Annotated in this window: 19 protein-coding genes and 2 pseudogenes; 12 read left to right on the top strand and 9 right to left on the bottom strand. The window is 73.1% G+C overall.

Annotation, left to right across the window (positions count from 1 at the left end):
* The first annotated feature begins 114 nt into the window (after window positions 1-114).
* From trpB to lgt, 4 genes are all read left to right on the top strand, one after another.
* Window positions 115-1,401, top strand: a complete 1,287-nt coding sequence (trpB, locus tag RNL97_RS07725) for a tryptophan synthase subunit beta (protein WP_243313786.1) — start codon at window positions 115-117, stop codon at window positions 1,399-1,401.
* A complete protein-coding gene (gene trpA, locus RNL97_RS07720; RefSeq protein WP_030583290.1) occupies window positions 1,398-2,210 on the top strand; it encodes a tryptophan synthase subunit alpha in 813 nt (270 codons plus the stop codon). Before trpB ends, trpA begins: the two co-directional genes overlap by 4 nt.
* 75 nt (window positions 2,211-2,285) lie before the next feature.
* Window positions 2,286-3,224: a DsbA family protein gene (locus RNL97_RS07715; RefSeq protein ID WP_313750510.1), complete on the top strand. Its 939-nt coding sequence runs from the start codon at window positions 2,286-2,288 to the stop codon at window positions 3,222-3,224.
* Between the two features lie 98 nt (window positions 3,225-3,322).
* Window positions 3,323-4,300 (top strand): prolipoprotein diacylglyceryl transferase, encoded by a 978-nt coding sequence (gene lgt / locus RNL97_RS07710; RefSeq protein ID WP_030583284.1) that lies wholly within the window; start codon window positions 3,323-3,325, stop codon window positions 4,298-4,300.
* Between the two features lie 63 nt (window positions 4,301-4,363).
* Here the strand turns inward: lgt and RNL97_RS07705 are convergent, their stop codons facing one another.
* From RNL97_RS07705 to RNL97_RS07675, 7 genes are all read right to left on the bottom strand, one after another.
* The gene (locus RNL97_RS07705; RefSeq protein WP_243313782.1) at window positions 4,364-5,230 is read right to left on the bottom strand and encodes an HpcH/HpaI aldolase/citrate lyase family protein; all 867 of its coding nucleotides are present in this window, start codon (window positions 5,228-5,230) and stop codon (window positions 4,364-4,366) included.
* Window positions 5,227-6,423, bottom strand: coding sequence for a CaiB/BaiF CoA transferase family protein (locus tag RNL97_RS07700; protein WP_030583278.1), 1,197 nt, complete (start codon window positions 6,421-6,423; stop codon window positions 5,227-5,229). The genes RNL97_RS07705 and RNL97_RS07700 overlap by 4 nt, the downstream gene beginning before the upstream one ends.
* Window positions 6,420-7,310 carry a ribokinase gene (rbsK, locus tag RNL97_RS07695; RefSeq protein WP_030583275.1) on the bottom strand — a complete coding sequence of 297 codons (891 nt, stop codon included), beginning with the start codon at window positions 7,308-7,310 and terminating at the stop codon, window positions 6,420-6,422. The genes RNL97_RS07700 and rbsK overlap by 4 nt, the downstream gene beginning before the upstream one ends.
* The gene (locus RNL97_RS07690; protein WP_030583272.1) at window positions 7,307-8,767 is read right to left on the bottom strand and encodes an ADP-ribosylglycohydrolase family protein; all 1,461 of its coding nucleotides are present in this window, start codon (window positions 8,765-8,767) and stop codon (window positions 7,307-7,309) included. The genes rbsK and RNL97_RS07690 overlap by 4 nt, the downstream gene beginning before the upstream one ends.
* A gap of 152 nt (window positions 8,768-8,919) precedes the next feature.
* The gene (locus tag RNL97_RS07685) at window positions 8,920-10,113 is read right to left on the bottom strand and encodes an ADP-ribosylglycohydrolase family protein (RefSeq protein WP_030583270.1); all 1,194 of its coding nucleotides are present in this window, start codon (window positions 10,111-10,113) and stop codon (window positions 8,920-8,922) included.
* Window positions 10,040-11,272 (bottom strand): ADP-ribosylglycohydrolase family protein, encoded by a 1,233-nt coding sequence (locus RNL97_RS07680; protein ID WP_030583267.1) that lies wholly within the window; start codon window positions 11,270-11,272, stop codon window positions 10,040-10,042. The genes RNL97_RS07685 and RNL97_RS07680 overlap by 74 nt, the downstream gene beginning before the upstream one ends.
* Window positions 11,273-11,604: 332 nt before the next feature.
* On the bottom strand, window positions 11,605-12,705 hold the full coding sequence (locus tag RNL97_RS07675; RefSeq protein WP_030583264.1) for an ADP-ribosylglycohydrolase family protein: 1,101 nt from the start codon (window positions 12,703-12,705) through the stop codon (window positions 11,605-11,607).
* Between the two features lie 272 nt (window positions 12,706-12,977).
* Between RNL97_RS07675 and RNL97_RS07670 the strand changes: the two genes are divergently transcribed.
* The 3 genes from RNL97_RS07670 (at window position 12,978) to RNL97_RS07660 (ending at window position 20,171) form a co-directional block, all read left to right on the top strand.
* Window positions 12,978-13,709 carry a VIT1/CCC1 transporter family protein gene (locus tag RNL97_RS07670; RefSeq protein WP_313750509.1) on the top strand — a complete coding sequence of 244 codons (732 nt, stop codon included), beginning with the start codon at window positions 12,978-12,980 and terminating at the stop codon, window positions 13,707-13,709.
* Window positions 13,710-14,158: 449 nt separating this feature from the next.
* Window positions 14,159-18,718, top strand: a complete 4,560-nt coding sequence (gene gltB, locus RNL97_RS07665) for a glutamate synthase large subunit (RefSeq protein ID WP_030583259.1) — start codon at window positions 14,159-14,161, stop codon at window positions 18,716-18,718.
* Window positions 18,711-20,171 carry a glutamate synthase subunit beta gene (locus tag RNL97_RS07660; RefSeq protein ID WP_030583256.1) on the top strand — a complete coding sequence of 487 codons (1,461 nt, stop codon included), beginning with the start codon at window positions 18,711-18,713 and terminating at the stop codon, window positions 20,169-20,171. The genes gltB and RNL97_RS07660 overlap by 8 nt, the downstream gene beginning before the upstream one ends.
* Window positions 20,172-20,326: 155 nt before the next feature.
* On the opposite strand, the gene RNL97_RS07655 is transcribed toward RNL97_RS07660, so the two are convergent.
* Complete coding sequence (locus tag RNL97_RS07655; protein ID WP_313750508.1) at window positions 20,327-21,238, bottom strand: rhomboid family intramembrane serine protease; 912 nt, start codon at window positions 21,236-21,238, stop codon at window positions 20,327-20,329.
* A 153-nt stretch (window positions 21,239-21,391) separates the two neighbouring features.
* Between RNL97_RS07655 and RNL97_RS07650 the strand changes: the two genes are divergently transcribed.
* The 4 genes from RNL97_RS07650 to RNL97_RS07635 all read left to right on the top strand — a co-directional run bounded on the left by RNL97_RS07650 (window position 21,392) and on the right by RNL97_RS07635 (window position 23,851).
* Window positions 21,392-22,144, top strand: coding sequence for a vWA domain-containing protein (locus RNL97_RS07650; RefSeq protein WP_313750507.1), 753 nt, complete (start codon window positions 21,392-21,394; stop codon window positions 22,142-22,144).
* Window positions 22,141-22,710 carry a HutD/Ves family protein gene (locus tag RNL97_RS07645; RefSeq protein WP_313750506.1) on the top strand — a complete coding sequence of 190 codons (570 nt, stop codon included), beginning with the start codon at window positions 22,141-22,143 and terminating at the stop codon, window positions 22,708-22,710. Before RNL97_RS07650 ends, RNL97_RS07645 begins: the two co-directional genes overlap by 4 nt.
* Window positions 22,711-22,777: 67 nt before the next feature.
* Window positions 22,778-23,245: a GNAT family N-acetyltransferase gene (locus RNL97_RS07640; protein ID WP_030583243.1), complete on the top strand. Its 468-nt coding sequence runs from the start codon at window positions 22,778-22,780 to the stop codon at window positions 23,243-23,245.
* A gap of 102 nt (window positions 23,246-23,347) precedes the next feature.
* A complete protein-coding gene (locus RNL97_RS07635; RefSeq protein WP_030583240.1) occupies window positions 23,348-23,851 on the top strand; it encodes a pyridoxamine 5'-phosphate oxidase family protein in 504 nt (167 codons plus the stop codon).
* 40 nt (window positions 23,852-23,891) lie between these two features.
* Here RNL97_RS07635 and RNL97_RS07630 read toward each other — a convergent pair.
* Window positions 23,892-24,493, bottom strand: a pseudogene (locus tag RNL97_RS07630) (acyl-CoA dehydrogenase family protein); the annotation flags it as partial.
* On the opposite strand from RNL97_RS07630, the pseudogene RNL97_RS07625 reads away from it, so the two are divergent.
* A pseudogene (locus RNL97_RS07625) lies at window positions 24,488-24,838 on the top strand (SDR family oxidoreductase); the annotation flags it as partial. The pseudogenes RNL97_RS07630 and RNL97_RS07625 sit on opposite strands and share 6 nt — an antisense overlap.
* Window positions 24,839-24,844: the final 6 nt, after the last annotated feature.

Raw genomic sequence — 24,844 nt, 5'->3', positions numbered from 1 at the left:
CCAGCACGTTCGTACGTACGACCGCACCGCCGTGACCGCACGCCGGTCCCGGTGGCGCTCGTCGCTCCGCGCATACGGTGAACCCACCCGTTGCCATGCCAAGGAGCACGTCGCATGACGTCCGAGTTCTTCATTCCGGACCCCGAGGGTCTGATCCCCAGCGCCGAGGGCTATTTCGGCGCGTACGGCGGCAAGTTCATCCCGGAGGCGCTCGTCGCCGCCGTGGACGAGGTCGCCGTCGAGTACGACAAGGCCAAGGCCGACCCGGCGTTCGCCGCCGAGCTCAACGAGCTGATGGTGAACTACACCGGCCGCCCCAGCGCGCTCACCGAGGTCCCGCGCTTCGCCGAGCACGCGGGCGGTGCCCGGATCTTCCTCAAGCGCGAGGACCTGAACCACACCGGCTCGCACAAGATCAACAACGTGCTGGGCCAGGCGCTCCTCACCAAGCGCATGGGCAAGACCCGCGTCATCGCCGAGACCGGAGCCGGTCAGCACGGCGTCGCCACCGCCACCGCCTGCGCCCTCTTCGGCCTCGACTGCACCATCTACATGGGCGAGATCGACACCCGGCGCCAGGCCCTGAACGTGGCCCGCATGCGGATGCTCGGCGCCGAGGTCGTCGCCGTGAAGTCCGGCTCGCGGACCCTGAAGGACGCCATCAACGAGGCGTTCCGCGACTGGGTCGCCAACGTGGACCGTACGCACTACCTCTTCGGTACGGTCGCGGGCCCGCACCCCTTCCCCGCGATGGTCCGCGACTTCCACCGGGTCATCGGCGTCGAGGCCCGCCGCCAGCTCCTGGAGCGCGCAGGCCGCCTCCCGGACGTGGCCGTCGCCTGTGTCGGCGGCGGCTCCAACGCCATCGGCCTCTTCCACGCCTTCATCCCCGACGAGGGCGTTCGCCTGGTCGGCTGCGAGCCCGCCGGGCACGGGGTGGAGACCGGCGAGCACGCGGCGACCCTCACCGCGGGGGAGCCAGGCATCCTGCACGGCTCCCGCTCCTACGTCCTCCAGGACGACGAGGGCCAGATCACCGAGCCGTACTCCATCTCGGCGGGGCTCGACTACCCGGGCATCGGCCCCGAGCACTCCTACCTCAAGGACGTCGGGCGCGGCGAGTACCGCGCGGTCACCGACGACGCGGCCATGCAGGCGCTGCGCCTGCTGTCCCGCACCGAGGGCATCATCCCGGCCATCGAGAGCGCCCACGCGCTCGCCGGGGCCCTGGACCTCGGCAAGGAGCTGGGCAAGGACGGGCTGATCCTCGTCAACCTGTCCGGCCGCGGTGACAAGGACATGGACACCGCCGCCCGCTACTTCGGGCTCTACGACACCGACGCCGTCGTCGAGGCGGACGCCGACAGCGACCGCGCCGAGATCGAGGGGGACGCCAAGTGAGCGGCAACATCGAGCTGTTGAACACCACCCTGGCCGCCGCGAAGGCCGCGGACCGGGCGGCGCTCATCGCCTACCTCCCGGCGGGCTTCCCGACCGTCGACGGCGGTATCGAAGCGGTCAAGGCCGTCGTCGCGGGCGGCGCGGACGTCGTCGAGGTCGGCCTCCCGCACAGCGACCCGGTCCTCGACGGGCCGGTCATCCAGACGGCCGACGACATCGCCCTGCGCGGCGGCGTCCGGATCGCCGACGTGATGCGCACGGTCCGCGAGGCGTACGAGGCCACCGGCGTCCCCATTCTCGTGATGACGTACTGGAACCCCATCGACCGCTACGGCGTCGAGCGCTTCACCGCCGAGCTGGCCGAGGCGGGCGGCGCCGGGTGCATCCTGCCCGACCTGCCGGTCCAGGAGTCCGCGCTGTGGCGCGAGCACGCCGACAAGCACGGCCTGGCCACCGTGTTCGTCGTCGCGCCCAGCAGCCAGGACGCCCGCCTCGCCACCATCACGGCGGCCGGGAGCGGCTTCGTCTACGCCGCGTCCCTGATGGGCGTCACCGGCACCCGCGCCTCCGTCGGCGCCCAGGCCCAGGACCTGGTGGGACGCACCCGCGCCACCACCGACCTGCCGGTCTGCGTCGGGCTCGGCGTCTCCAACGCGGCACAGGCCGCCGAGGTCGCCGGATTCGCCGACGGCGTGATCGTCGGCTCGGCCTTCGTCAAGGCCATGCTCGACGCCCCCGACGAGGCCGCCGGCCTGGCCGCCGTCCGCTCCCTGGCGGGCGAACTCGCCGCAGGTGTTCGAAAGCGCTGACCCCGTGAACCACCCGAATGGGTGGATTGTGGACCGGGGAGGCGCGGAGGTGCCTCCCCGGTTCGTTCCCCGGGTGTGAGCGACAAGATCCCTGAGGGAAACAGAAGCGCGCGTGAGCGCCTGGCCCAGCAGCGCGAGCGGGAGAAGGGGCGCGAGAAGCGCCGCCGGACGCTGATCGTCGCCTCGGCGGTGGTCGGGGTGCTCGGCCTGGCCGCCGTGGTCGGCCTGATCGCGGCCAACGCGGGCAAGGACGGCGGCGGCGACTCCGCCTCCGGCCCGGCGGTCGCCCCGTCGGGCGCGATCGGCGAAGCCGCCCTGACCCTGCCGGTCGGCGCGGCCGACGCCCCGTCCACCCTCACGATCTGGGAGGACTTCCGCTGCCCGGTCTGCGCCCAGTTCGAGACGGCCTTCCGGGACACGATCACCGAGCTGGCCGACGACGGCCAGATCCGGGTGGAGTATCACCTGGCCACCATCATCGACGGCAATCTCGGCGGCTCCGGATCGCTGCGCGCCGCCAACGCCGCCGCCTGCGCCCAGGACGTCGGCAAGTTCGCCCCGTACCACGACGTCCTCTTCAGCAACCAGCCTCCCGAGCCGGACGACGCCTTCGCCAGGAACAGCCGGCTGATCGAGCTGGCCGGGGAGGTGAAGGGGCTCGACACGCCGGACTTCCGCGGCTGCGTGGAGGACGGCGAGCACGACAGCTGGGTGAAGAAGTCCGACACGGCGTTCCGCGAGGGCGGCTTCCAGGGCACGCCGACGGTGCTGCTCAACGGGGAGTCCGTCTTCCCGGGCAAGGGCGACGAGCAGATCTCCCCGGAGAACCTGAAGAAGTGGGTCGCCGAGGCCAACAAGGGCAAGAAGCCCGGCAGCGCCACCCCGGCCGAGGGGGCCACGTCCCCGTCCGGCCCGGCCGACGGGTCCGCACCGGCCGACGGGTCCGCCGCCCCGTCCAGCCCGGCCGAAGGGGTCTCCGCCCCGGTGGCGCCCTCCTCCGCGGCCGGTTCCTGACCGCGCTCCGCGGCCGCCCCTGACGCGGTCCTCGTTACCCAGACGTTGCCAGGTGGCTTGCCGTACCCACCGCCCGGCAAGGTAGCGTCGACCCCGCCATGAATCTTGCCTCCATTCCCAGTCCGTCGACCGGCGTGATCGAGCTCGGCCCGATCCCGCTCCGCGGCTACGCGTTCTGCATCATCATCGGTGTCTTCGTCGCTGTCTGGTTCGGCAACAAGCGCTGGATCGCCCGGGGCGGCAAAGCCGGCACCGTGGCCGACATCGCCGTCTGGGCGGTGCCCTTCGGCCTCGTCGGCGGGCGGCTCTACCACGTGATCACCGACTACCAGCTGTACTTCAGCGAGGGTGAGAACTGGGTCGACGCCTTCAAGATCTGGGAGGGCGGCCTCGGCATCTGGGGCGCGATCGCGTTCGGCGCCGTCGGTGCGTGGATCGGCTGCCGCCGCCGGGGCATCCCGCTGCCCGCCTGGGCCGACGCACTGGCCCCGGGCATCGCCTTCGCGCAGGCCATCGGACGCTGGGGCAACTGGTTCAACCAGGAGTTGTACGGCAAGCCCACCGACCTCCCCTGGGCGGTGGAGATCAGCGAGGGCCCGAACCGGGTCGCCGGGACCTACCACCCGACCTTCCTGTACGAGTCGCTGTGGTGCATCGGTGTGGCGCTGCTGGTCATCTGGGCCGACCGCCGCTTCAGGCTCGGCCACGGACGGGCGTTCGCGCTGTACGTCGCGGCCTACTGCGCCGGTCGCGGCTGGATCGAGTACATGCGCGTCGACGAGGCCCACCACATCCTGGGCCTCCGCCTGAACGTGTGGACCGCGATCATCGTCTTCGTCCTCGCCGTCGTCTACATCGTGGTCTCCGCGAAACTGCGTCCGGGCCGCGAGGAGATCGTCGAGCCCGACCGCGACACCACCCCCGGGAAGGACTCCGGCGCGGACGGCTCCGCGAAGGCGGACGCCGCCGAGCAGGACGCCGAGGACGCCGACGCGAAGAAGGACCCGCTCGGCAAGGACGAGCCGGGCAAGGGCCTCACCGCCGAGAGCACCGAAGCGGCGGCCGAGAAGGGCTGACCCCCTGCGCCCTTCCCGGGCGCACCCCGCACCACCTCCCGCTCGCCGGGCGGGCCCGCAGTCTCAGGCCCGCCCGGCGAGCGCGATCGTACGGCGGGCGGACGCCACCACCGCCGCGTCCACGAACCTCCCGTCCGGCAGCGCCAGCGCCCCCGCCTCCACCTCCGAGGCCGCGACGATCTGCTCGGCCGCCTCGACCTCCTCGGCCGTCGGCCGGAACGCCCGCTCGATCACCTCCAGCTGGCGCGGATGGATCGCCGCCCGCCCCAGCATCCCGAGCGCCCGCCCCCGCCCGCACGAGGCCCACAGCCCGTCCAGGTCCTGGACGTCCGGGAACACCGACTGGACCGGCGGCGGGAGGGCCGCCGCCCGGGCCGCCACCACGACCCGGCTGCGCGGCCAGTCCAGCCCGGCGTCCTCCCGTACGCCCAGATCGGCCCGGAGGTCCGCCTCGCCCAGGCCGATGCCCCGCACCGCGTGGTGCGCCGAGGCGATCGAGTACGCGTGCTCGATCGCGAGCGCCGACTCCAGCAGCGGATAGAGCGGTACGCCCGGGGCCACGGCCGCCACATGGTGCACCGAGACCGCATGGGTGATCTTCGGCAGCCGGAACGCGGCCAGACCCGGCAGCCCCGCCAGTGCCCGGATGTCCACCTCGCCGTGCACCCGGACATGGACCGGTACGGCGTCGGGGGCGGCGGTGACCTGGTCGCCGAGGAGTTCGGCGGTGGCGGAACGGGCGTATTCCTTGCGGTCCGGGGCGACGGCGTCCTCCAGGTCGACGATCACCACGTCCGCCCCCGAGCCCAGCGCCTTGGCCACCACCTCCGGCCGGTCCCCGGGCACGTACAGCCAGGTCAACGGCGGCCGGATGGGATCGGCCGACGGATCCCCCGGCAGCGGCGGGAAGGGCGTGTCGCAGCCGGTCACAGCGCCCCCTGGTCCCGCAGCGCCGCGATCCGCGTCTCCGAGAGGCCGAGCCCGGCCAGGATCTCCTCGGTGTCCGCACCGTGCGGGCGGCCCGCCCACCGGATGGAGCCGGGGGTCTCCGAGAGCCGGAAGAGGACGTTCTGCATCCGCAGCGGCCCCAGCTCCGGGTCGTCGACCTCGGTGATCGTGCCCAGCGCCCGGTACTGCGGGTCCTCCATCACCTCCCGTACGTCATGGATCGGCGCGACGGCCGCCTCCGCCTTCTCGAAGCCGTTCAGCACCTCCTCGCGGCTGTGCCGGGAGATCCAGTGGCCGACCGCCCCGTCCAGCTCCTCGGTGTGCTCGGCGCGGGTGGTGCCCGATCCGAACCAGGGCTCGTCGATCAGCTCCGGGCGGCCCACCAGGCGCATCACCCGCTCCGCCACGGACTGGGCGGAGGTGGAGACCGCGACCCAGTGGCCGTCGGCGGTGCGGTAGGTGTTGCGCGGGGCGTTGTTGCGCGAGCGGTTGCCGGTGCGCGGCTGGACGTAGCCGAGCTGGTCGTACCAGAGCGGCTGCGGGCCCAGCACGGTCAGGATCGGCTCGATGATCGCCAGGTCCACCACCTGCCCCTCGCCGGTCTTCTCCCGCCCGGCGAGCGCCGCCATCACCGCGTACGCCGTCGCCAGCGCCGCGATGGAGTCCGCCAGCCCGAACGGCGGCAGTGTCGGCGGTCCGTCCGGCTCCCCGGTGATCGCCGCGAACCCGCTCATCGCCTCGGCCAGCGTCCCGAAGCCGGGGCGGTGGGCGTACGGCCCCGACTGGCCGAAGCCGGTGACCCGGGCCAGCACGAGCCGCGGGTTGACGGCGTGCAGCTCCTCGGGGCCCAGCCCCCAGCGCTCCAGCGTCCCGGGCCGGAAGTTCTCGACGATGACGTCGGTCTCGGCGGCCAGTCGCAGGAGCACGTCCCGGCCACCGGGCGCGGACAGGTCGAGCGTCAGGGTCCGCTTGTTGCGGCCGAGCAGCTTCCACCACAGGCCGACCCCGCCCTTGGCGGGCCCGTGCCCGCGCGAGGGGTCCGGCTTACGGGGGTGCTCCACCTTGATCACGTCGGCGCCGAAGTCCCCGAGCATGGTGGCGGCGAGGGGGCCGGCGAAGAGGGTGGCCAGGTCGATGACCTTCAGCCCGGTCAGGGGTCCTGCTGTCGTGCTCATACGGCCTCGGCCTCGATCTCGCTGCGGTAGGGCATGGATGTGGAAGCGCCGGGCTTCTGGACGCAGAGCGCGGCGGCCGAGGACGCGAACGCCACCGCCTCGGCCACCGGACGCCCCTCGCCGAGCGCCACGGCCAGCGTCCCGACGAAGGTGTCCCCGGCCCCGGTGGTGTCGACGGCGGTCACCGGAGGGGCCTCGAAGAGCACCGGCTCCCCGCCCCGGGCGGCGTACAGGCAGCCCTTCGCACCGAGCGTGACGATGACCTCGGGCACCCGGCGCAGCAGGATCTGGGCGGCGGCGTGCGGTTCGGCCTGCCCGGACAGCTCGGCGGCCTCGTGCTCATTGGGAACCAACAGGTCGATGTGGTCGACGAGTTCGTCGGGCAGGGGCTGCACGGGGGCGGGGGTGAGGATGGTCCGCACGCCCTGCGCCCGGGCCGCGCGGGCACCCTCGACGACGGCGGACAGGGGGAGTTCGAGCTGCATCAGCAGGATTTCGGATGCGGCGATCGCCGCGATCTCCCCGGGTCCGAGTGTGGTGACGACGCCGTTCGCCCCCGGGACCACCACGATCGCGTTGGACCCGGTGTCGTCGACGACGATGTGCGCGGTGCCGCTGGGACCCTCGGCGGTGTGCAGGAGGTCGGTGTCGACCCCGGCGTGTTCGAGACCGTCGCGCAGCCGTGTCCCGTACGCGTCGTCGCCGACCGCGCCGATCATCATCACCTCGCCGCCCGCACGGGCGGCGGCGACGGCCTGGTTGGCGCCCTTGCCACCGGGGATCGTCCGGAACTCCCGTCCGGTGACGGTCTCACCGCGTCCGGGGGCGCGGGCCGTGTAGGCGACGAGGTCCATATGGGTGCTGCCGAGCACCGCGATGCGGGTCATGGGCGCAGAGCCTCCTGGTGGGTCAGTGCGGCGAGGGTGTCGAAGCCGGTGTGGTCGAAGCCGGGTACGGAGGTGGCGAGCCGGTTCCTCAGGGGAGCCGTCCAGTGCGCGGGCAGGGCGTCCGGCCCGCCCGCCAGCAGCCCGGCCATCGATCCGGCGGTGGCCCCGTTGGAGTCGGTGTCCCAGCCGCCGGAGACCGCGTTGCCGATCGACCGGGTGAAGTCGCCGTCGGCGTGGGTGAGGGCGGCGGCGAGCAGCGCGGCGTTGGGCAGCACGTGCACCCAGTGGTGGGTGTCGGCGTAGACGGCGTGCAGCCGGTCCACGACGGTGTCGAACTCCCTTTCCGCACGGGCGGTTTCGATGCCGAGCCGGACCGCGCGGGCGTACCGCGAATGCGGAGGCACCACCCGCAGACCGGCGGCGAGGCAGCCGTGCACATCGCTCTCGCCCCCGGCCGCGACGGCGAGCGCGGCGGCGGTGAACATCGCGCCGTACACCCCGTTGCCGGTGTGGGTGAGGGCCGCGTCCCGGTGCGCCTGGGCGGCTGCCCCGGCCGGGTCGCCGGGGTGGGTCCAGCCGTGTACGTCGGCCCGGATCTGCGCGCCGATCCATTCCCGGAACGGGTTGCGGCGGCAGGCGGTCTCCGGGGGGTCGACGCCGGCCAGGAGGTTGCCGTACGCGATGCGCTCGGCGGTGAAGGTGCGCCCGGCCGGAAGCTCGTCCAGCCAGAGCCGGGCCAGATCGGCGGTGGTGAAGGTGCGCCCGTGCCGTTGGAGCAACAGCAGGGTGAGCAAGGGGTAGTTGAGGTCGTCGTCCTCCGGCATGCCGTCGATGTTCTCGGCGAGCGACGTGGGGGCCGAGCGACGGTTCCAGGGGTGGGCGGCCAGCAGTTCGGCGGGCACGCCGCGCTCGGTGAACCAGGTGGTGAGGGGCCAGTTGCCGGTGGCCCGGGCGAGCGCGCGGATGCCGGTCAGCGGCAGCTTCTCCACCGGCTTGCCGAGCAGGCAGCCCGCCGCCCGCCCGAGCCAGGCGGCGTGCAACCGGGCGGGGGTGATGGCGGGCGTCCGGCCCCGGGCGGCGGCGGTCGGCCTGCCCTGGTCCGCGACGGGCGTACGGTCTTTGACGCCGAGCGGGGCCCCGGGCGGCCCCGGCCAGTGCGGGCAGGCGGCCACGATCGCGTCCAGGTCGGTCGGCTCGTCGGCGGCCGACGGCGTTTCCAGCGTGGCGAGTTCGTCCAGCAGCTCACCGGCCAGCGCCCGCAGCCGGGCCGGTGCGGGCGGCTCGGACGCGCCCGCGCGGTCCGGGGCGGGGGAGCCCCCGGCCGCGTACCACCGCTCCTCGATCTCCCGGGCGTCCCGGCCGTCCTGCGCGGCCTGCCGCAGCTCGTGCCCGATCAGGTCCTCGGGCTGCACCCAGGTGAGGCGGACGCGGGGGGCTCCGGGCCGGGCCGAGGGCAGGGGGGAGTGCGGGTTCGGGGGCTGCGCCCCGGGCGGGTGGGCGTTCACGTCCCGGGGCTGTGCCTTGGTCGGGTGGGCGTTCGCGTCCCGGGGCTGCGCCCGGGTCGGGCGGACGTCCGTGTCTCCGGTGTGCGCCCGGGGCGGGTCGACCTTCACCGCTCACCGGCCAGCGCGGTGAACGCCTCCTCGTGGGCCGCGCGCCGCTCCAGGTCGCGGGCGAAGACCTCCCGGGCCACCTGCGCCAGCGCCCGGGCCGGGGTGTGCAGATCCAGGCGGCTCGCCTCCGCCACCGTCTCCGCCCAGTCGGCCGGGATCTCACCGCCCAGCGCGCCCGCGATCGCCCCGCTCATCGTGGCGATGGAGTCGCAGTCACGGCCGTAGTTCACCGAACCCAGCACCGTACGCCGGTAGTCACCGTCCCCGACCAGCAACATCCCCAGCGCGACGGGCAGTTCCTCGATGGCGTGCAGCCGGGAGGGGCGGCGGGCGCCGAGCGCGGGGGAGCGGTAGTCGGGGCCGACCGTGTCGAAGGGCTCCACGGCCGCCCGCAGCGGGGCGAGCGCGGACTCGAAGTCGTCGTGGTCGGCGGCCACTTCGCAGACCGCCTCGATCGCGGAGCGGGTGCCGTCCTTCGCCGCCGCGAGGGCGGCGTCGATCACCGTGCCGGGGGTCGCGTCCGGGTGGCAGGCGGCGGCGACGGCGGCCGCGAAGACCCCGGCGGCCTCCCGCCCGTACGACGACTGGTGCGGGGCCGCGACCTCCAGCGCCTCGGTGTACGCGGCCTCCGGGTGGCCGGCGTTGACCAGGCCGACCGGGGCCATGTACATCGCCGCCCCGCAGTTGACGATGTTGCCCGCCCCGGCCTCGCGCGGGTCCACGTGCCCGTAGTGCAGCCGGGCCACGATCCACTTCTCCGCCAGGAAGATCCGCTGGAGGGGGAGCGCCTCGGCCTCCAGCTCCGGGATCCAGCGGGGCGACAGCAGATCCGGTACGAGATGGTCGGCGACGGCGTACGCGTCGAGGTGGCCGCGGACCTTCTCGTAGACCCGGATCAGGGCGTGGGTCATCAAGGTGTCGTCGGTGACGTGCCCGTCGCCCTTGTGGTACGGCGCGATGGGGCGGGCGGTGCGCCAGTCCTCGCCGTACCAGGGTCCGACGATCCCGGTCACCCGGCCGCCGTGGCGCTCGGCGATCTGCTCGGGGGTCCAGCCCTCGACCGGGCCGCCGAGCGCGTCCCCGACGGCCGCGCCGACGAGGGCCCGGGTGAAGCGGTCATCGAGTCCGGGGGTGGAGGGGGAGGTCTGCGGGGTCGAGGCGGCCGGCGCTGTGGCCGTTGTGGGCGTCATGCCGGAATTGTCCACCCGGGAGGGCCGGTTCCGTGGCTGCCAGCAGCCCGGCGAGTTCGATCAGGTCCGTGCCCGCGAGCCGGGGCAGCGCGCAGCCCGCGAGCGTCCGGCAGGCCTCGCGCCAGCCCGCCGGTACGGCGGTGATCGAGCCGATCGCCCCGGTCAGCGCCCCGGCCAGGGCGGGTGCGGAGTCGGCGACCCGGGAGAGGCAGGCGGCTGCCGGGATCGCCTGGGCGATCTCACCCCGGGCGGCGGTGGTGAGGGCGAGGGCGACGGGGACGGTCTCGGCGGCCGCGATCCCGTAGCTGTAGACGTGGTCGACGATCTGGTGCTCCAGGACCGGGACCAGGGCGAACGCCCCGGCCGGCTCGTCCGCGAACTCCCGGGCCAGGCGGACCGCGTGCACAGCGTTGCGGGCGATCTCGGTGCCGTCGGGGAGCCGGTCGAGAGCGGCGTTCACCACGGTGTCGACGTCCGCGCCGGCCAGCGCCACGGCGATCGCGGCGGCCATGGCCCGTGCGCCGTGCACCCCGTCGCCGTCCTGGGTGTACCGGGCGTCGAACTCCGCGAGGGCCGCGGCCTCCGCCGGATCACCCGGGTGGACCACGGCGAGGACGGCCGCGCGGACGCAGGCGGCGTCGTCGAAGTAGTGCGGGTTGTCGTGCCCGGTGGCGGGCGGCCGGAGCCCGGCGGCCAGGTTGCCGAGCCCGGCCCGCACCGAGATCCGGGCCCGCAGCGGAAGGACGGCCGCCTCGACCTCGGGGGCCCGGGCGCTGGCGGCGGCGACGGTGGCGGCGAGCGCGTTCCAGGCCCGGTCGACGGCGTCCCGCATCCGGCGCCCGGACGAGAGGCCGTCCGCCTCGTCGGCAGCCGCCGCCAGCACCGTGCGGGCGGCGAACGCGGCCCACTCGGCGTCGTCGGACGGCCCGAGCCGCAGCGGCTCGGGCGGCTGGTTGAGGGCGATGGGCACGGGGAGCGTGGTGGTCGCGTTCTGCTCGGCGAAGGTGTCCAGCTCCCGGGTGAGCCGCCGGGTCCACTCGGGCATCCGGGCCGCCCGATGCCGCGCGGCGGGCCACCCGGCGGCGTCCCCGGCAGCCAGCCCGAGCAACAGCCCCTCGATCCGGGCACGCCGGGAGGGGGCGGGGGCCGGGCGGGGCACTTCCTCGGGCGGGCGGCGCCCCTGCCGGCCGGCTCGGGGCGCGCCTCCACCCGGTCGGGCCCGCTCGCGGGCCCCGGTGATCCCGGGCGGGGGTGCGGTCCCGGGGGTCGGGGCCGTCGGCGCCCCGGTCGTCCGGTACGCGGTTGCCGCTCCGGCCCCGGTCGTCACCGCCGCCTCTCGGCCGCGGGCGGACCCGGCGTCGCCGGGTGTGTGGCCCGGGGCCCCGGTCTCCGTGACCCCGAGGGCGGGGGCCGTCGGCACCCCGTCCGTCCCGCACACGGCCTCCGCCCAGGCCCCGGGGCCCGCCCCCTCCGTGCCCCCAGCCCTCGTCGTCATCGCCGCTCCTCCCGCCCCGGCTCGAAGGACGCCGCCACCGACGCCATGTCCCGTACGGCCGACGGCTCGCGGCCACCGCCCCGCTCCCGCGTTGCCCCGGCCGGGGTGGCCGCCTCCGTGTCGTCCGGGGTCAGCAGTTCCGCGATGTCCAGCACGTGGTAGCCGCGCATCGAGGGCAGGCAGCTGCCCCGGACCGGACCGATCACGCTCGCCCAGGCCGGCGGGATGGCGCTCGCCCCGTGCAGCGCCCCGGCCAGCGACCCCGCCACCGCCGCCGTCGTGTCCGCGTCCCGGCCCATGTTGACCGCCGTCAGCACCGCTGTCCGGAAGTCCCCGCGCGCCGCCGTGAACGCCCCGAACGCCAGGCCCACCGCCTCCGGCGCGAGGTCCGTCCACGGGTAGCCGGCGATCACCACCGCCGAGCGCACCGCCCGTTCCATCGTGAGGCGGTCCGGGTAGGGGCGCTGGGCCGCCGCCACCGCCCGGCGCAGCGAGCGGGCCGTCCAGGAGTCCATCGGGACCACCGAGAGCGCTGCCGCGACCACCGAGGCGAGACCCGAGCCGACCATGGCCGCAGCGACCCCGGCCGCCACCGCCTGACCCCCGTAGATCCCCTCGCCCTCGTGGCTGACCCGGCCGTCCACCGCGACCAGCCGGGCCGCCTCGGCGGGGCGGCCCGCCGCGAACACTCCGAAGGGCGCCGCCCGCATCGCGAGCCCGTCGCTCCAGGCGTGCCGGTGCTGGGCCGAGATCGGTGCGGCCAGGCCCCGGCGCAGGTTCTCCAGCGTGCCGCGCTCGCTGAACCCGGCCCCCCGGAACGGGCCCTCGTCGAGATCGGCGATCCAGTGGTGCCAGGCCCGCTCCACATGGGTGACGTCGAGCGCGGAGCCGTGCCGGGCCAGCAGCAGCCCGGAGAAGATCGCGTACTCCGTGTCGTCGGTGCCCGCCGGGTCGTCGCTCACGAACCCCTCGATACGCCCCCAGCGGCGGCGGATCTCGGAGGGCCGCAGGTTCTCCGCCGGGGCGCCGAGCGCGTCCCCGACCGCCAGTCCCAGCAGTGCGCCTCTGGCCCGGTCGTGGCCGGTGGCCGTGTCCATCGCGTCGCCCTTCCGCTCGTCCGGCGGGTCCGAGCCCGAGGCGGACCGGGTCCGTTTCCGGGCTCTGTCCGCATCTGTCCCACGTGGAGCGCGAAGGGAGGCGGAATTCACCGGGAAAGGGGCCAGGCGGATGACGGTCCAGAAAGCTGAGGCTGACCTTTCTTCGCAGGTCAGAGGGGGTATAGGTCAGCCTTGCCTTGCTGGCGGCGAACGCTCGGACGGCGTACCTTGGACTTTGTCGAAAGTTGTACCCAGTAGGGGAGAAGTGAGTCGTGGCCATCATCGAGACCGACGCCGTTCTGCACGAGGCGCACCGGGACAACCACACCCACCGGGATGTCAACGGTGGCTGGCTGCGTCCCGCCGTCTTCGGTGCGATGGACGGCCTGGTCTCCAACCTCGCCCTGATGACCGGCGTCGCCGGCGGCGCGGTCTCCCAGCAGACCATTGTGATCACCGGGCTGGCGGGTCTGGCCGCCGGGGCGTTCTCCATGGCGGCCGGCGAATACACCTCCGTCGCCTCGCAGCGCGAACTGGTCGAGGCCGAGCTGGACGTCGAGCGCCGCGAACTCCGTAAGCACCCCGACGACGAGATGGCCGAGCTGGCCGCGCTCTACGAGTCCCGGGGCGTGGACGCCGCGCTGGCCCGTGAGGTGGCCCGGCAGCTGTCGCGCGACCCGGAGCAGGCGCTGGAGATCCACGCCCGCGAGGAGCTGGGCATCGACCCCGGCGACCTGCCCTCGCCGCTGGTGGCCGCCGTCTCCTCGTTCGGCGCGTTCGCGCTGGGCGCTCTGCTGCCCGTCCTGCCCTACCTCCTCGGCGCGAGCGCCCTCTGGCCCGCCGTGCTGCTCGCGCTCATCGGCCTCTTCGCCTGCGGCGCGGTCGTGGCCCGGGTGACGGCCCGCAGCTGGTGGTTCAGCGGACTGCGCCAGCTCGCCCTCGGTGGTGCGGCGGCCGCGATGACGTACGGACTCGGCACCCTGTTCGGTGTCGCCGTCGGATGACTCCCGCGGGCGGCCCGGTGAACGGCGTAACCGGGCCGCCCGAACGGCGCAACCGCCCCGCAACGCGTGTGACGTACGTCTTGGCGCCGCCCACTGGGCGCGACCGGCCCCGCCACCGTAAAATGAGACGCTATGCAGCGCTACACATAAGTAGCCGTTACTCGGTGGTTTCGTTTCCCGTGCCGCCGGGCAAGAGCCGTAAGCACCGCAGGCAACGACGCCTGCTCTCTGCGACTCCCCGGGCGCCGATCGTTCCGACAGCGACCCACCCCCTGGTCAGCCGGTCACCTCTGGTCACCCAGTCACTTCCGGTCACCACGGTGTCCGCATGTTGGAACAAGTCTTCCGCTTCTTGAGAAGCGCCCCATCATGTAACCTGCACGAAATTTCGCAGAGGGCCAACGTCGTCCCTCGGCACCGCAAATGCCACGACGACGACGGGAGAGCCGATGCGTATCGACGCCTGGTCGCCCATGGACGGTCGCCCCGCCCAGCAGGGGATGTACGACCCCCGTAACGAGCACGACGCCTGTGGCGTCGGGTTCGTGGCCACTCTGACCGGTGTGGCCAGCCATGAGCTGGTCGAGCAGGCGCTGACCGTACTGCGCAACCTCGAACACCGCGGCGCCACCGGCTCCGAGCCCGACTCCGGCGACGGCGCCGGCATCCTCTGCCAGGTCCCGGACGCCTTCCTGCGCGCCGAGACCCCTTTCGAGCTTCCCGAGGCCGGCTCGTATGCCGTGGGCATCGCCTTCCTCCCCGCCGACGACTCCACCGAGGCCGTCCGCACGATCGAGAAGATCGCGGCCCAGGAGGGCCTGAAGGTCCTCGGCTGGCGCGACGTCCCGGTCACCCCCGAACTTCTCGGCAACGGCGCCCGCGCCACCATGCCCACCTTCCGCCAGGTCTTCGTCGCCGACGGCGAGAGCGCGGGCATCGTCCTGGACCGCAAGGCGTTCGTCCTGCGCAAGCGTGCCGAGCGTGAGGCCGGGGTGTACTTCCCCTCGCTCTCCGCCCGCACCCTCGTCTACAAGGGCATGCTCACCACCGGGCAGCTGGAGCCGTTCTTCCCGGACCTCTCCGACCGCCGCTTCGCCTCCACGGTCGCCCTGGTCCACTCCCGGTTCTCCACCAACACCTTCCCCAGCTGGCCGCTGGCCCACCCGTACCGCTTCGTCGCGCACAACGGCGAGATCAACACGGTCAAGGGCAACCGCAACTGGATGAAGGCCCGCGAGTCCCAGCTCGCCTCCAGCCTCTTCGGCCAGGCGCAGCTCGACCGGATCTTCCCCGTCTGCACCCCGGACGCCTCCGACTCGGCCTCCTTCGACGAGGTCCTGGAGCTGCTCCACCTCGGCGGCCGCTCGCTGCCGCACGCCGTGCTGATGATGGTCCCCGAGGCGTGGGAGAACCACGACTCGATGGACCCGGCCCGGCGCGCCTTCTACCAGTACCACGCCGCGATGATGGAGCCCTGGGACGGCCCGGCCTGCGTCACCTTCACCGACGGCGTCCAGGTCGGCGCGGTCCTCGACCGCAACGGTCTGCGCCCCGGCCGCTACTGGGTCACCGACGACGGTCTCGTCGTCCTCTCCTCCGAGGTCGGCGTCCTCGACATCGACCCGGCCAAGGTCGTCCGCAAGGGCCGCCTCCAGCCCGGCCGGATGTTCCTCGTCGACACCGCCGAGCACCGCATCATCGAGGACGACGAGATCAAGGCGTCCCTCGCCGCCGAGCAGCCCTACCAGGAGTGGCTGGAGACCGGCGAGATCCAGCTGAGCGACCTGCCCGAGCGTGAGCACATCGTGCACACCCACGCCTCGGTCACCCGCCGCCAGCAGACCTTCGGCTACACCGAGGAAGAGCTGCGCGTCATCCTCGCGCCGATGGCCCGCACCGCGGGCGAACCGCTCGGCTCCATGGGCACCGACTCGCCGATCGCCGCGCTCTCCGAACGCCCGCGTCTGCTCTTCGACTACTTCACCCAGCTCTTCGCCCAGGTCACCAACCCGCCGCTGGACGCCATCCGCGAGGAGCTCGTCACCTCGCTGCGCTCCTCGCTCGGCCCCCAGGGCAACATCCTGGAGCCGACCGCCGCCGCGGCCCGCAGCGTCACGCTGCCCTTCCCGGTGATCGACAACGACGAGCTCGCCAAGCTGATACACATCAACGCCGACGGCGACATGCCGGGCATGCGGGCCGCCACCCTCTCCGGCCTCTACCGGGTGAGCGGCGGCGGCGACGCGCTGGCCGCGCGGCTGGAGCAGATCTGCACCGAGGTCGACGCCGCCATAGAGGACGGCGCCCGCCTCATCGTCCTCTCCGACCGGCACTCCGACGCCGAGCACGCGCCGATCCCCTCGCTGCTGCTCACCTCCGCCGTCCACCACCACCTCATCCGCACCAAGCAGCGCACCCAGGTGGGCCTGCTGGTCGAGGCCGGGGACGTCCGCGAGGTCCACCACGTCGCGCTGCTCATCGGCTACGGCGCCGCCGCGGTCAACCCGTACCTCGCCATGGAGTCCGTCGAGGACCTGGTCCGCGCCGGGACGTTCATCGAGAACATCGAGGCCGAGCAGGCCATCCGGAACCTGATCTACGCGCTCGGCAAGGGCGTCCTGAAGGTCATGTCCAAGATGGGCATCTCCACCGTCGCCTCCTACCGCGGCGCCCAGGTCTTCGAGGCCGTCGGCCTCGACGAGGAGTTCGTCGCCACGTACTTCAACGGCACCGCCACCAAGATCGGCGGCGCCGGCCTGGACGTCATCGCCAAGGAGGTCGCCGCCCGGCACACCAAGGCGTACCCCGCCTCCGGCATCGCGGCATCCCACCGCGCGCTGGAGATCGGCGGCGAGTACCAGTGGCGGCGCGAGGGCGAACCGCACCTGTTCGACCCGGAGACCGTCTTCCGCCTCCAGCACGCCACCCGCAACCGGCGCTACGACATCTTCAAGCAGTACACGGACCGGGTGAACGAGCAGTCCGAGCGCCTCATGACGCTCCGCGGCCTCTTCGGCTTCACCTCGGACCGGGCCCCGATCTCCATCGACGAGGTCGAGCCCGCCTCCGAGATCGTCAAGCGCTTCTCCACCGGCGCCATGTCGTACGGTTCCATCTCCCGCGAGGCCCACGAGACCCTCGCCATCGCGATGAACCAGCTCGGCGGCAAGTCCAACACCGGCGAGGGCGGTGAGGACCCCGAGCGCCTGTACGACCCGGAGCGCCGCTCCTCCATCAAGCAGGTCGCCTCCGGCCGCTTCGGTGTGACCAGCGAATACCTGGTCAACGCGGACGACATCCAGATCAAGATGGCGCAGGGCGCCAAGCCCGGCGAGGGCGGCCAGCTGCCCGGCCACAAGGTCTACCCGTGGGTCGCCAAGACGCGGCACTCGACGCCCGGCGTCGGCCTCATCTCGCCGCCGCCGCACCACGACATCTACTCCATCGAAGACCTCGCGCAGCTGATCCACGACCTCAAGAACGCCAACCCGCAGGCCCGCATCCACGTGAAGCTGGTCTCCGAGGTCGGCGTCGGCACGGTCGCCGCCGGTGTCTCCAAGGCGCACGCGGACGTCGTCCTCATCTCCGGCCACGACGGCGGAACGGGCGCCTCCCCGCTCACCTCCCTCAAGCACGCGGGCGGCCCCTGGGAGCTCGGCCTCGCCGAGACCCAGCAGACCCTGCTGCTCAACGGCCTGCGCGACCGCATCGTCGTGCAGACCGACGGCCAGCTCAAGACCGGCCGCGACGTCGTCATCGCCGCCCTGCTGGGCGCCGAGGAGTTCGGTTTCGCGACCGCGCCGCTCGTCGTCTCCGGCTGCGTCATGATGCGCGTCTGCCACCTGGACACCTGCCCGGTCGGCATCGCCACCCAGAACCCGGTGCTCCGCGACCGGTTCTCCGGCAAGGCCGAGTACGTCGTCAACTTCTTCGAGTTCATCGCCGAAGAGGTCCGCGAACTCCTCGCCGAGCTGGGCTTCCGCACCATCGAGGAGGCCGTCGGCCACGCCGAACTCCTCGACACCGACCGGGCCGTCACCCACTGGAAGGCGCAGGGCCTGGACCTCGCCCCGCTCTTTTACGTGCCCGAGCTGCCCGAGGGCGCGGTCCGCCACCGCATCGTCGAGCAGGACCACGGTCTGACGAAGGCGCTCGACAACCAGCTCATCAAGCTGGCCGCCGACGCCCTCGGCGCCGAGAGCCCCGAGGCCGCCCGGCCGGTCCGCGCCCAGGTCGCGATCCGCAACATCAACCGGACCGTCGGCACGATGCTCGGCCACGAGGTGACCAAGAAGTTCGGCGGCCCGGGCCTGCCCGAGGACACCATCGACATCACCTTCACCGGCTCGGCCGGCCAGTCCTTCGGCGCGTTCGTGCCGCGCGGCATCACCCTGCGCCTGGAGGGCGACGCCAACGACTACGTCGGCAAGGGCCTCTCCGGCGGCCGGGTCATCGTCCGCCCGGACCGGGGCGCCGACCACCTCGCCGAGTACTCCACCATCGCCGGCAACACCATCGGCTACGGCGCGACCGGCGGCGAGATCTTCCTCCGCGGCCGCACCGGCGAACGCTTCTGCGTCCGCAACTCCGGGGCGCTCGTCGTCTCCGAAGGCGTCGGCGACCACGGCTGCGAGTACATGACAGGCGGCCACGCCGTCGTCCTCGGCGAGACCGGCCGCAACTTCGCCGCCGGTATGTCGGGCGGCGTCGCGTACGTCATCGACCTGAACCGCGACCACGTCAACGTCGGCAACCTCGGCGCGGTCGAGGAGCCGGACGACACCGACAAGCAGTGGCTGCACGACGTCGTGCGCCGCCACCACGAGGAGACCGGCTCCACCGTCGCCGAGAAGCTCCTCGCCGAGTGGGACACCGCCGTGGCCCGCTTCAGCAAGATCATCCCGTCCACGTACAAGGCAGTGCTCGCCGCCAAGGACGCCGCTGAGCTCGCCGGTCTCTCCGAGCAGGAGACCACCGAGAAGATGATGGAGGCGGCGACCCATGGCTGACCCCAAGGGCTTCCTGACCACCGGACGCGAGGTCGCCCAGACCCGTCCCGTGGCCGAGCGCGTCAAGGACTGGAACGAGGTCTACGTCCCGGGCTCGCTGCTCCCGATCATCAGCAAGCAGGCCGGCCGCTGCATGGACTGCGGCATCCCGTTCTGCCACAACGGCTGCCCGCTCGGAAACCTCATCCCCGAGTGGAACGACTACGCCTACCGCGAGGACTGGACGGCCGCCTCCGAGCGGCTGCACGCCACGAACAACTTCCCGGAGTTCACCGGGCGGCTGTGCCCGGCTCCCTGCGAGTCGGCGTGCGTGCTCGGCATCAACCAGCCCGCCGTGACCATCAAGAACGTCGAGGTCGCCATCATCGACAAGGCGTGGGACAGCGGCGACGTCACCCCGCAGCCGCCCGAGCGCCTCTCCGGCAAGACCGTCGCGGTCATCGGCTCCGGACCGGCGGGACTCGCCGCCGCCCAGCAGCTGACCCGGGCCGGACACACCGTCGTCGTCTACGAGCGCGCGGACCGCATCGGGGGCCTCCTCCGCTACGGCATCCCCGAGTTCAAGATGGAGAAGTCGCACATCAACCGCCGCATCGAGCAGATGCGCCTGGAGGGCACCAAGTTCCGTACGGGGGTGGAGATCGGCCAGGACATCGACGCCGCCAAGCTCCGCCGCCGCTACGACGCGGTCGTCATCGCGGCCGGTGCGACCGTCTCCCGCGACCTGCCGGTCCCCGGCCGTGAGCTGAACGGCGTCCACTTCGCGATGGAGTACCTGCCGCTCGCCAACAAGGTGCAGGAGGGCGACCTCACCGTTCCCCCGATCACCGCCGAGGGCAAGCACGTCGTCGTCATCGGCGGCGGCGACACCGGCGCGGACTGCGTGGGCACCGCCCACCGCCAGGGCGCGGCCTCCGTCACCCAGCTGGAGATCATGCCGAAGCCGGGCGAGGAGCGGAACGCCAACCAGCCCTGGCCGACCTTCCCGATGCTCTACAAGGTCACCTCCGCGCACGAGGAGGGCGGCGAGCGGGTCTACTCCGTCTCCACCACCCACTTCGAGGGCGACGAGGACGGCAATGTCCAGGCCCTCCACCTGGTCGAGGTCGAGTTCAAGGACGGTAAGCTGGAGCAGAAGCCCGGCACGGAGCGGCGCATCCCCGCGCAGCTCGTCACCCTTGCCATGGGCTTCACCGGAACCGACCAGTCCAACGGTCTGGTCCAGCAGTTCGGCCTGGAGCTCGACCAGCGTGGCAACGTCGCCCGCGACGAGAGCTACGCGACCAACGTCGACGGTGTCTTCGTCGCCGGTGACGCGGGACGCGGCCAGTCGCTGATCGTCTGGGCGATCGCCGAGGGCCGCTCCGCCGCCCGCGGAGTCGACCGCTTCCTGACCGGGACCAGCGCGCTGCCGGCCCCGATCCGCCCGACGGACCGGTCCCTGCTGGTCTGAGCACCACCCGGGTTCCCCCTGGGCCACGCGGCCCGGGGGAGTCCCCTCGATACGTCCCGTACAACGGCGTACGGAACTGAACGCGGCGCCCGCCTGTCCCCGACCGGACTCAGTGGGCGCCGTGGCGCGTCCGGGGCCGTTGCGCCCCGGGGCGCTCAGCCGCCCGTCAGCGCCGAGGTCCTCATGACCACCGCCACCGCGAACAGCCCCAGCAGCACCAGCCCGCCCGCCAGCTGGAGGGGCCCGGTCCGCAGCTTCGCCGGTGCGTAGGCCAGGCCGTACGTCACCAGCGCCCCGGTCAGCAGCCCGCCCAGGTGACCCTGCCACGAGGTGAACAGCGCCGAGAGCACCATCCAGAGCAGGAACCCGGCCATGAACCGGTTGACGGCCGCCATGTCGTGGCCGAGCCGCCGGTGGATGACCCAGTACGCGGCGGCCAGGCCGAAGACCGCACCGGAGGCGCCGACGGTGGAGGTGTCCGGGGCCAGCAGATACACCAGGACCGAACCGCCCACCGCCGACAGCAGGTACAGCGCCAGATAGCGGGCACGGCCGAGCTGCCCCTCCACCGCCCTGCCGATGTTCCACAGCGCGAACATGTTGAACAGCAGGTGCATCACCCCGAACGACGCGTCCGGCGGCAGGTGAAGGAAGGCCCCGGTCACCAGCCGGTACCACTCGCCGTCCGCGATCCCCGTCAGCTCGTACCCCGGGAAGGTGTCACCCCGGTAGTAGTACTGCTCGCCGTCCGGCCCGGTGAGCAGCGCCCCGAGCACCGCGAACCGGTCCACGATCTCCGGCCGGACCACCTCGCCGAGGTAGGCGAGCACGTTGAGCGCGATCAGGACGTACGTCACCACCGGCGCCGTCGCCCGGGACATCGCACCGCCGAAGACCGTACGGGACTGCCGCACCGACCGCTGCCCCTCCTTCACGCACTCCACGCACTGGTGGCCGACGGAGGCCTCCCGCATGCAGTCCGGGCAGATGTAGCGGTCGCAACGGGTGCAGCGGACGAACGCCTCGGTGGACGGATGGCGGTAGCACGTGGTGGCGGCGGCCTCCATGGCCGGCTCCTTCACTGGGGGTGGGCAACGGGGCCGGTGGGGGCGGCGGCGATCAAGATAGCGAACCGGTGTGACGGGCCGTGCGCCCGGGGCCCGGCCGTGGCCTACGCTCGGACTCCGCGGAACGCGGAACGCCGAATGGGGGGAGCCGTCATGCACGGTGTGGACACGGCCGTGGGCAGGGGCGGCCCGGCCATCAGCCTGACCAAGGTCCAGGAGACGGCTCCGGCCCTGGTCAGCCTCTACAAGAGCGCCGGGGTCTCGCTGGAGAAGCACGGCCTGGGCGGTCACCGCGCGGCCGTCTACCTCGTCATCGACTACTCCGGCTCGATGAAGCCCTACTACACGGACGGCAGCGTCCAGGCGCTTGCCGACCGGGTCCTTGGCCTGTCGTCCCACCTCGACGACGACGGCACGGTCCCCGTCGTCTTCTTCTCCACCGACGTGGACGCGGTCACCGACATCGCCCTCGACAACCACCGCGGCCGGATCGAGAAGATCGCGGCGGGCCTCGGGCACATGGGGAAGACGAGCTACCACCTGGCGATGGACGCCGTCATCGACCACTACCTCGACAGCGGCTCCACCGCGCCCGCCCTGGTCGTCTTCCAGACGGACGGCGGCCCGATCAACAAGCTCGCCGCCGAACGCTACCTCTGCAAGGCCGCGAAGCTGCCGCTGTTCTGGCAGTTCGTCGGCTTCGGCGACACCCGCAGCAGCCAGTTCGACTTCCTGCGCAAGCTCGACGAGCTGGCCGTCCCCGCCAAGCGGCCCGTCGACAACGCCGGGTACTTCCACGCGGGCCCCGACCCCCGGAAGGTCCCGGACTCCGAGCTGTACGACCGGCTCGTCGCCGAGTTCCCGCTCTGGCTGGCCGCCGCCCGCGAGGCGGGCATCGTCCGGTGACCGTACGGATCCTGCGCGCCGCCGACCTGACCGCCGCCCCCTGGAAGAACGGCGGCGGGCTCACCCGGGAGATCGCCACCGGCCCCGAGGACGCGGGAGCCGACGCCTTCGACTGGCGCGTCAGCCTCGCGGACGTCACCGCCGACGGCCCCTTCTCCGCCTTCCCCGGTGTGGACCGCATCCTCACCGTGGTCGAGGGCGCGGGCATGGACCTGGTCGTCGGCGGCGAGCACCACATCGTGGACGAGCCCCTGTGGCCGCACGGCTTCCCCGGCGATCTGCCCACCGAGGGCTTCCTGCTGGGCGGGCCCGTCGTCAATCTCAACGTCATGTACCGCAGGACCCGTAAGCGGGCGGAGACCGCCGTCGTCTGCGGCACGGTCCGCCTGCTGCCGCCGGAGGGCGGCGCGGTCCTCGCCGTCTCCCTGGACGACGGCGCGGAGCTGGCGGGCGGGGGCGGCGGTGTCCGGCTGGACCGCTACGACGCGGTGCTGGCGGCCGGGGGGCCGCCCGGGGTCCTGCGGACGATGGGCCAGGCGGTGCTGATCACGTTCTCCCGCACGTGACCGACCGGCCCTTGGCGGGCCGGAAACTCGGCTGCCGATCTCCCCGTCGCGGGATACGGTCCCACGCATGCCCGAAAACGTATCCGGAAGCACTGTGATCCGCCGCTACGCCGCCGCGGACGAGAACGCGGCGATGGACGTCTGGTCCCGTGCCGGCGGCCTGGCCCACCCCTTCATCCCCGGCGAGGGCGAGGGCGAGCGCGCCCGCAAGATGCGCGAGATCTACCTCGTCCACGCCGAGAACTGGGTCGCCGAGACGGACGGCCGGGTGGTGGCCCTGCTGGGACTCCTGGACGCCGAGATCGGCGGCCTCTTCGTGGCCCCGGAGGCACAGGGCACCGGGGTGGGCCGGCGCCTGGTCGAGCACGCGGCGGCGCTGCACGGCTCATTGACCCTTGAGGTGTACGAGAAGAACACGGGGGCTCGTGGCTTCTACGCGCGGATGGGTTTCGTGGAGGAGAGCCGCCGCGTCGACGAGGAGTACGACGAGGTGATGCTGAGGCTCACCCGGCGGGCTCCGGAGAACCACGCCTGAGGCGGTGAGGGGTGCGGCGGCGGTGGTGGTGCCAGGCTCGCCGGAATTCGTCTGCATGTCGCGCACAAACACCGACAGGAGTTGTCGGGTATCCGGTGTTGCATGGCGTCCATGACGTCTTCTTCACCTTCGCACGCCCCCGCCCCCTGGGACGGCTTCGCCGCCGCCGAGCCCGAATTCGCCGACACCGTGCGAGCCCGCTTCCGCCTCTACAAGCACCATGTCCTCGCCACCCTGCGGAAGGACGGGTCGCCCCGGGTCACCGGTCTGGAGGCCGACTTCCGCTTCGGTGAGCTGCTGCTCGGCATGATGCCGGACTCGCTCAAGGCGCTGGACCTGCGCCGCGACCCGCGCTTCGCGCTCCACGCCAACCCGGGCCCCGACGCCGAGATGAACGACGGCGACGTCCGGGTCAGCGGCCGGGCCGTGGAGATCACCGACCCGGAGGTGATCGCCCGCTTCATCGAGGAGGCCACGCCGCCCGAGCCTTTCCACCTCTTCCGTGCGGAACTGACCGAGGTGGTCCGTATCGGGCTCGACAACGATGAGCTGGTCATCCGGTCCTGGCGACCGGGGCAACCCCTGCGCACCGTGCGCCGGAAGTGACAACGGTCCCCGCGGCCGGGGCGGGCGGCCGCAGGGGCGCTCACCCCGCCGGCACCCGGGCCCGGCACGCGGACGGCGTTCCCCAGGCGTCCCGCAGCGGCCGGGCCCGGCGCAGCCACCACGCCAGGTCCAGCTCCTCGGTGTAGCCGACCGCGCCGTGCGGTTGCAGCGCGGTGCGGGCCGCCGCGTACCCCGCCTCACCCGCCGTCACCTTCGCCGCCGCGACCGCCGCCCCGGCCCCGGGCGACCCCTCGGCCAGCTCCACCGCCGCCCCGTACAGCAGCGGGCGGGCGAACTCCAGGCCGAGCAGGGTGTCCGCGAGGCGGTGCTTGACCGCCTGGAAGGAGCCGACGGGCACGCCGAACTGGGTGCGCTGCTTCACGTACGCCACGGTCGCCCGCAGCAGCTCCTCCCCGCAGCCGAGCGCCAGGGCCGCCGTGGCGAAGGCGGCCGTGTCGCCTGCCGCCCATGCCGCTGCCCGTACCGCCGGGCCTGGGCGACCGGGGCGCCGCCCGGCTCGGGACGGAACAGCCGGCGCGCCGGATCGGCCGATGCCGACAGCTGACCGGGGCCCGGGGCGAGCCGCAGTTCGTCGCCGGTCACCGTGAACACCGCGTCCGCCGCGTCCGCGTCCGGGGCGTACGGGGAGTCGTCGTCAACAACGCCTCCGTCGTCGGCTGGCGCGCCCAGCGCGGCCAGGCCCACTACGCCGCCGCCAAGGCCGGCGTCATGGCCCTCACCCGCTGCGCCGCAGTCGAGGCCGCCGACTACGGCGTACGCGTCAACGCCGTCGCCCCCAGCCTCGCCCTCCACCCTCACCTCGCCAAGGTCACCTCCGCCGAACTCCTCGCCGAACTCACCGGGAAGGATGCCTTCGGCCGGCCCGCCGAACCCTGGGAGGTCGCCAACGTCATCGTCTTCCTCGCCAGCGGCTACTCCTCCTGCATGACCGGCGAGGTCGTCCCCGTCAGCAGCCAGCATGCGTGAGCGCCC

This window comes from Streptomyces parvus (genome assembly GCF_032121415.1).
Classification (GTDB): domain Bacteria; phylum Actinomycetota; class Actinomycetes; order Streptomycetales; family Streptomycetaceae; genus Streptomyces; species Streptomyces globisporus_A.
This window is presented reverse-complemented; position numbering and strand designations above follow the sequence as displayed.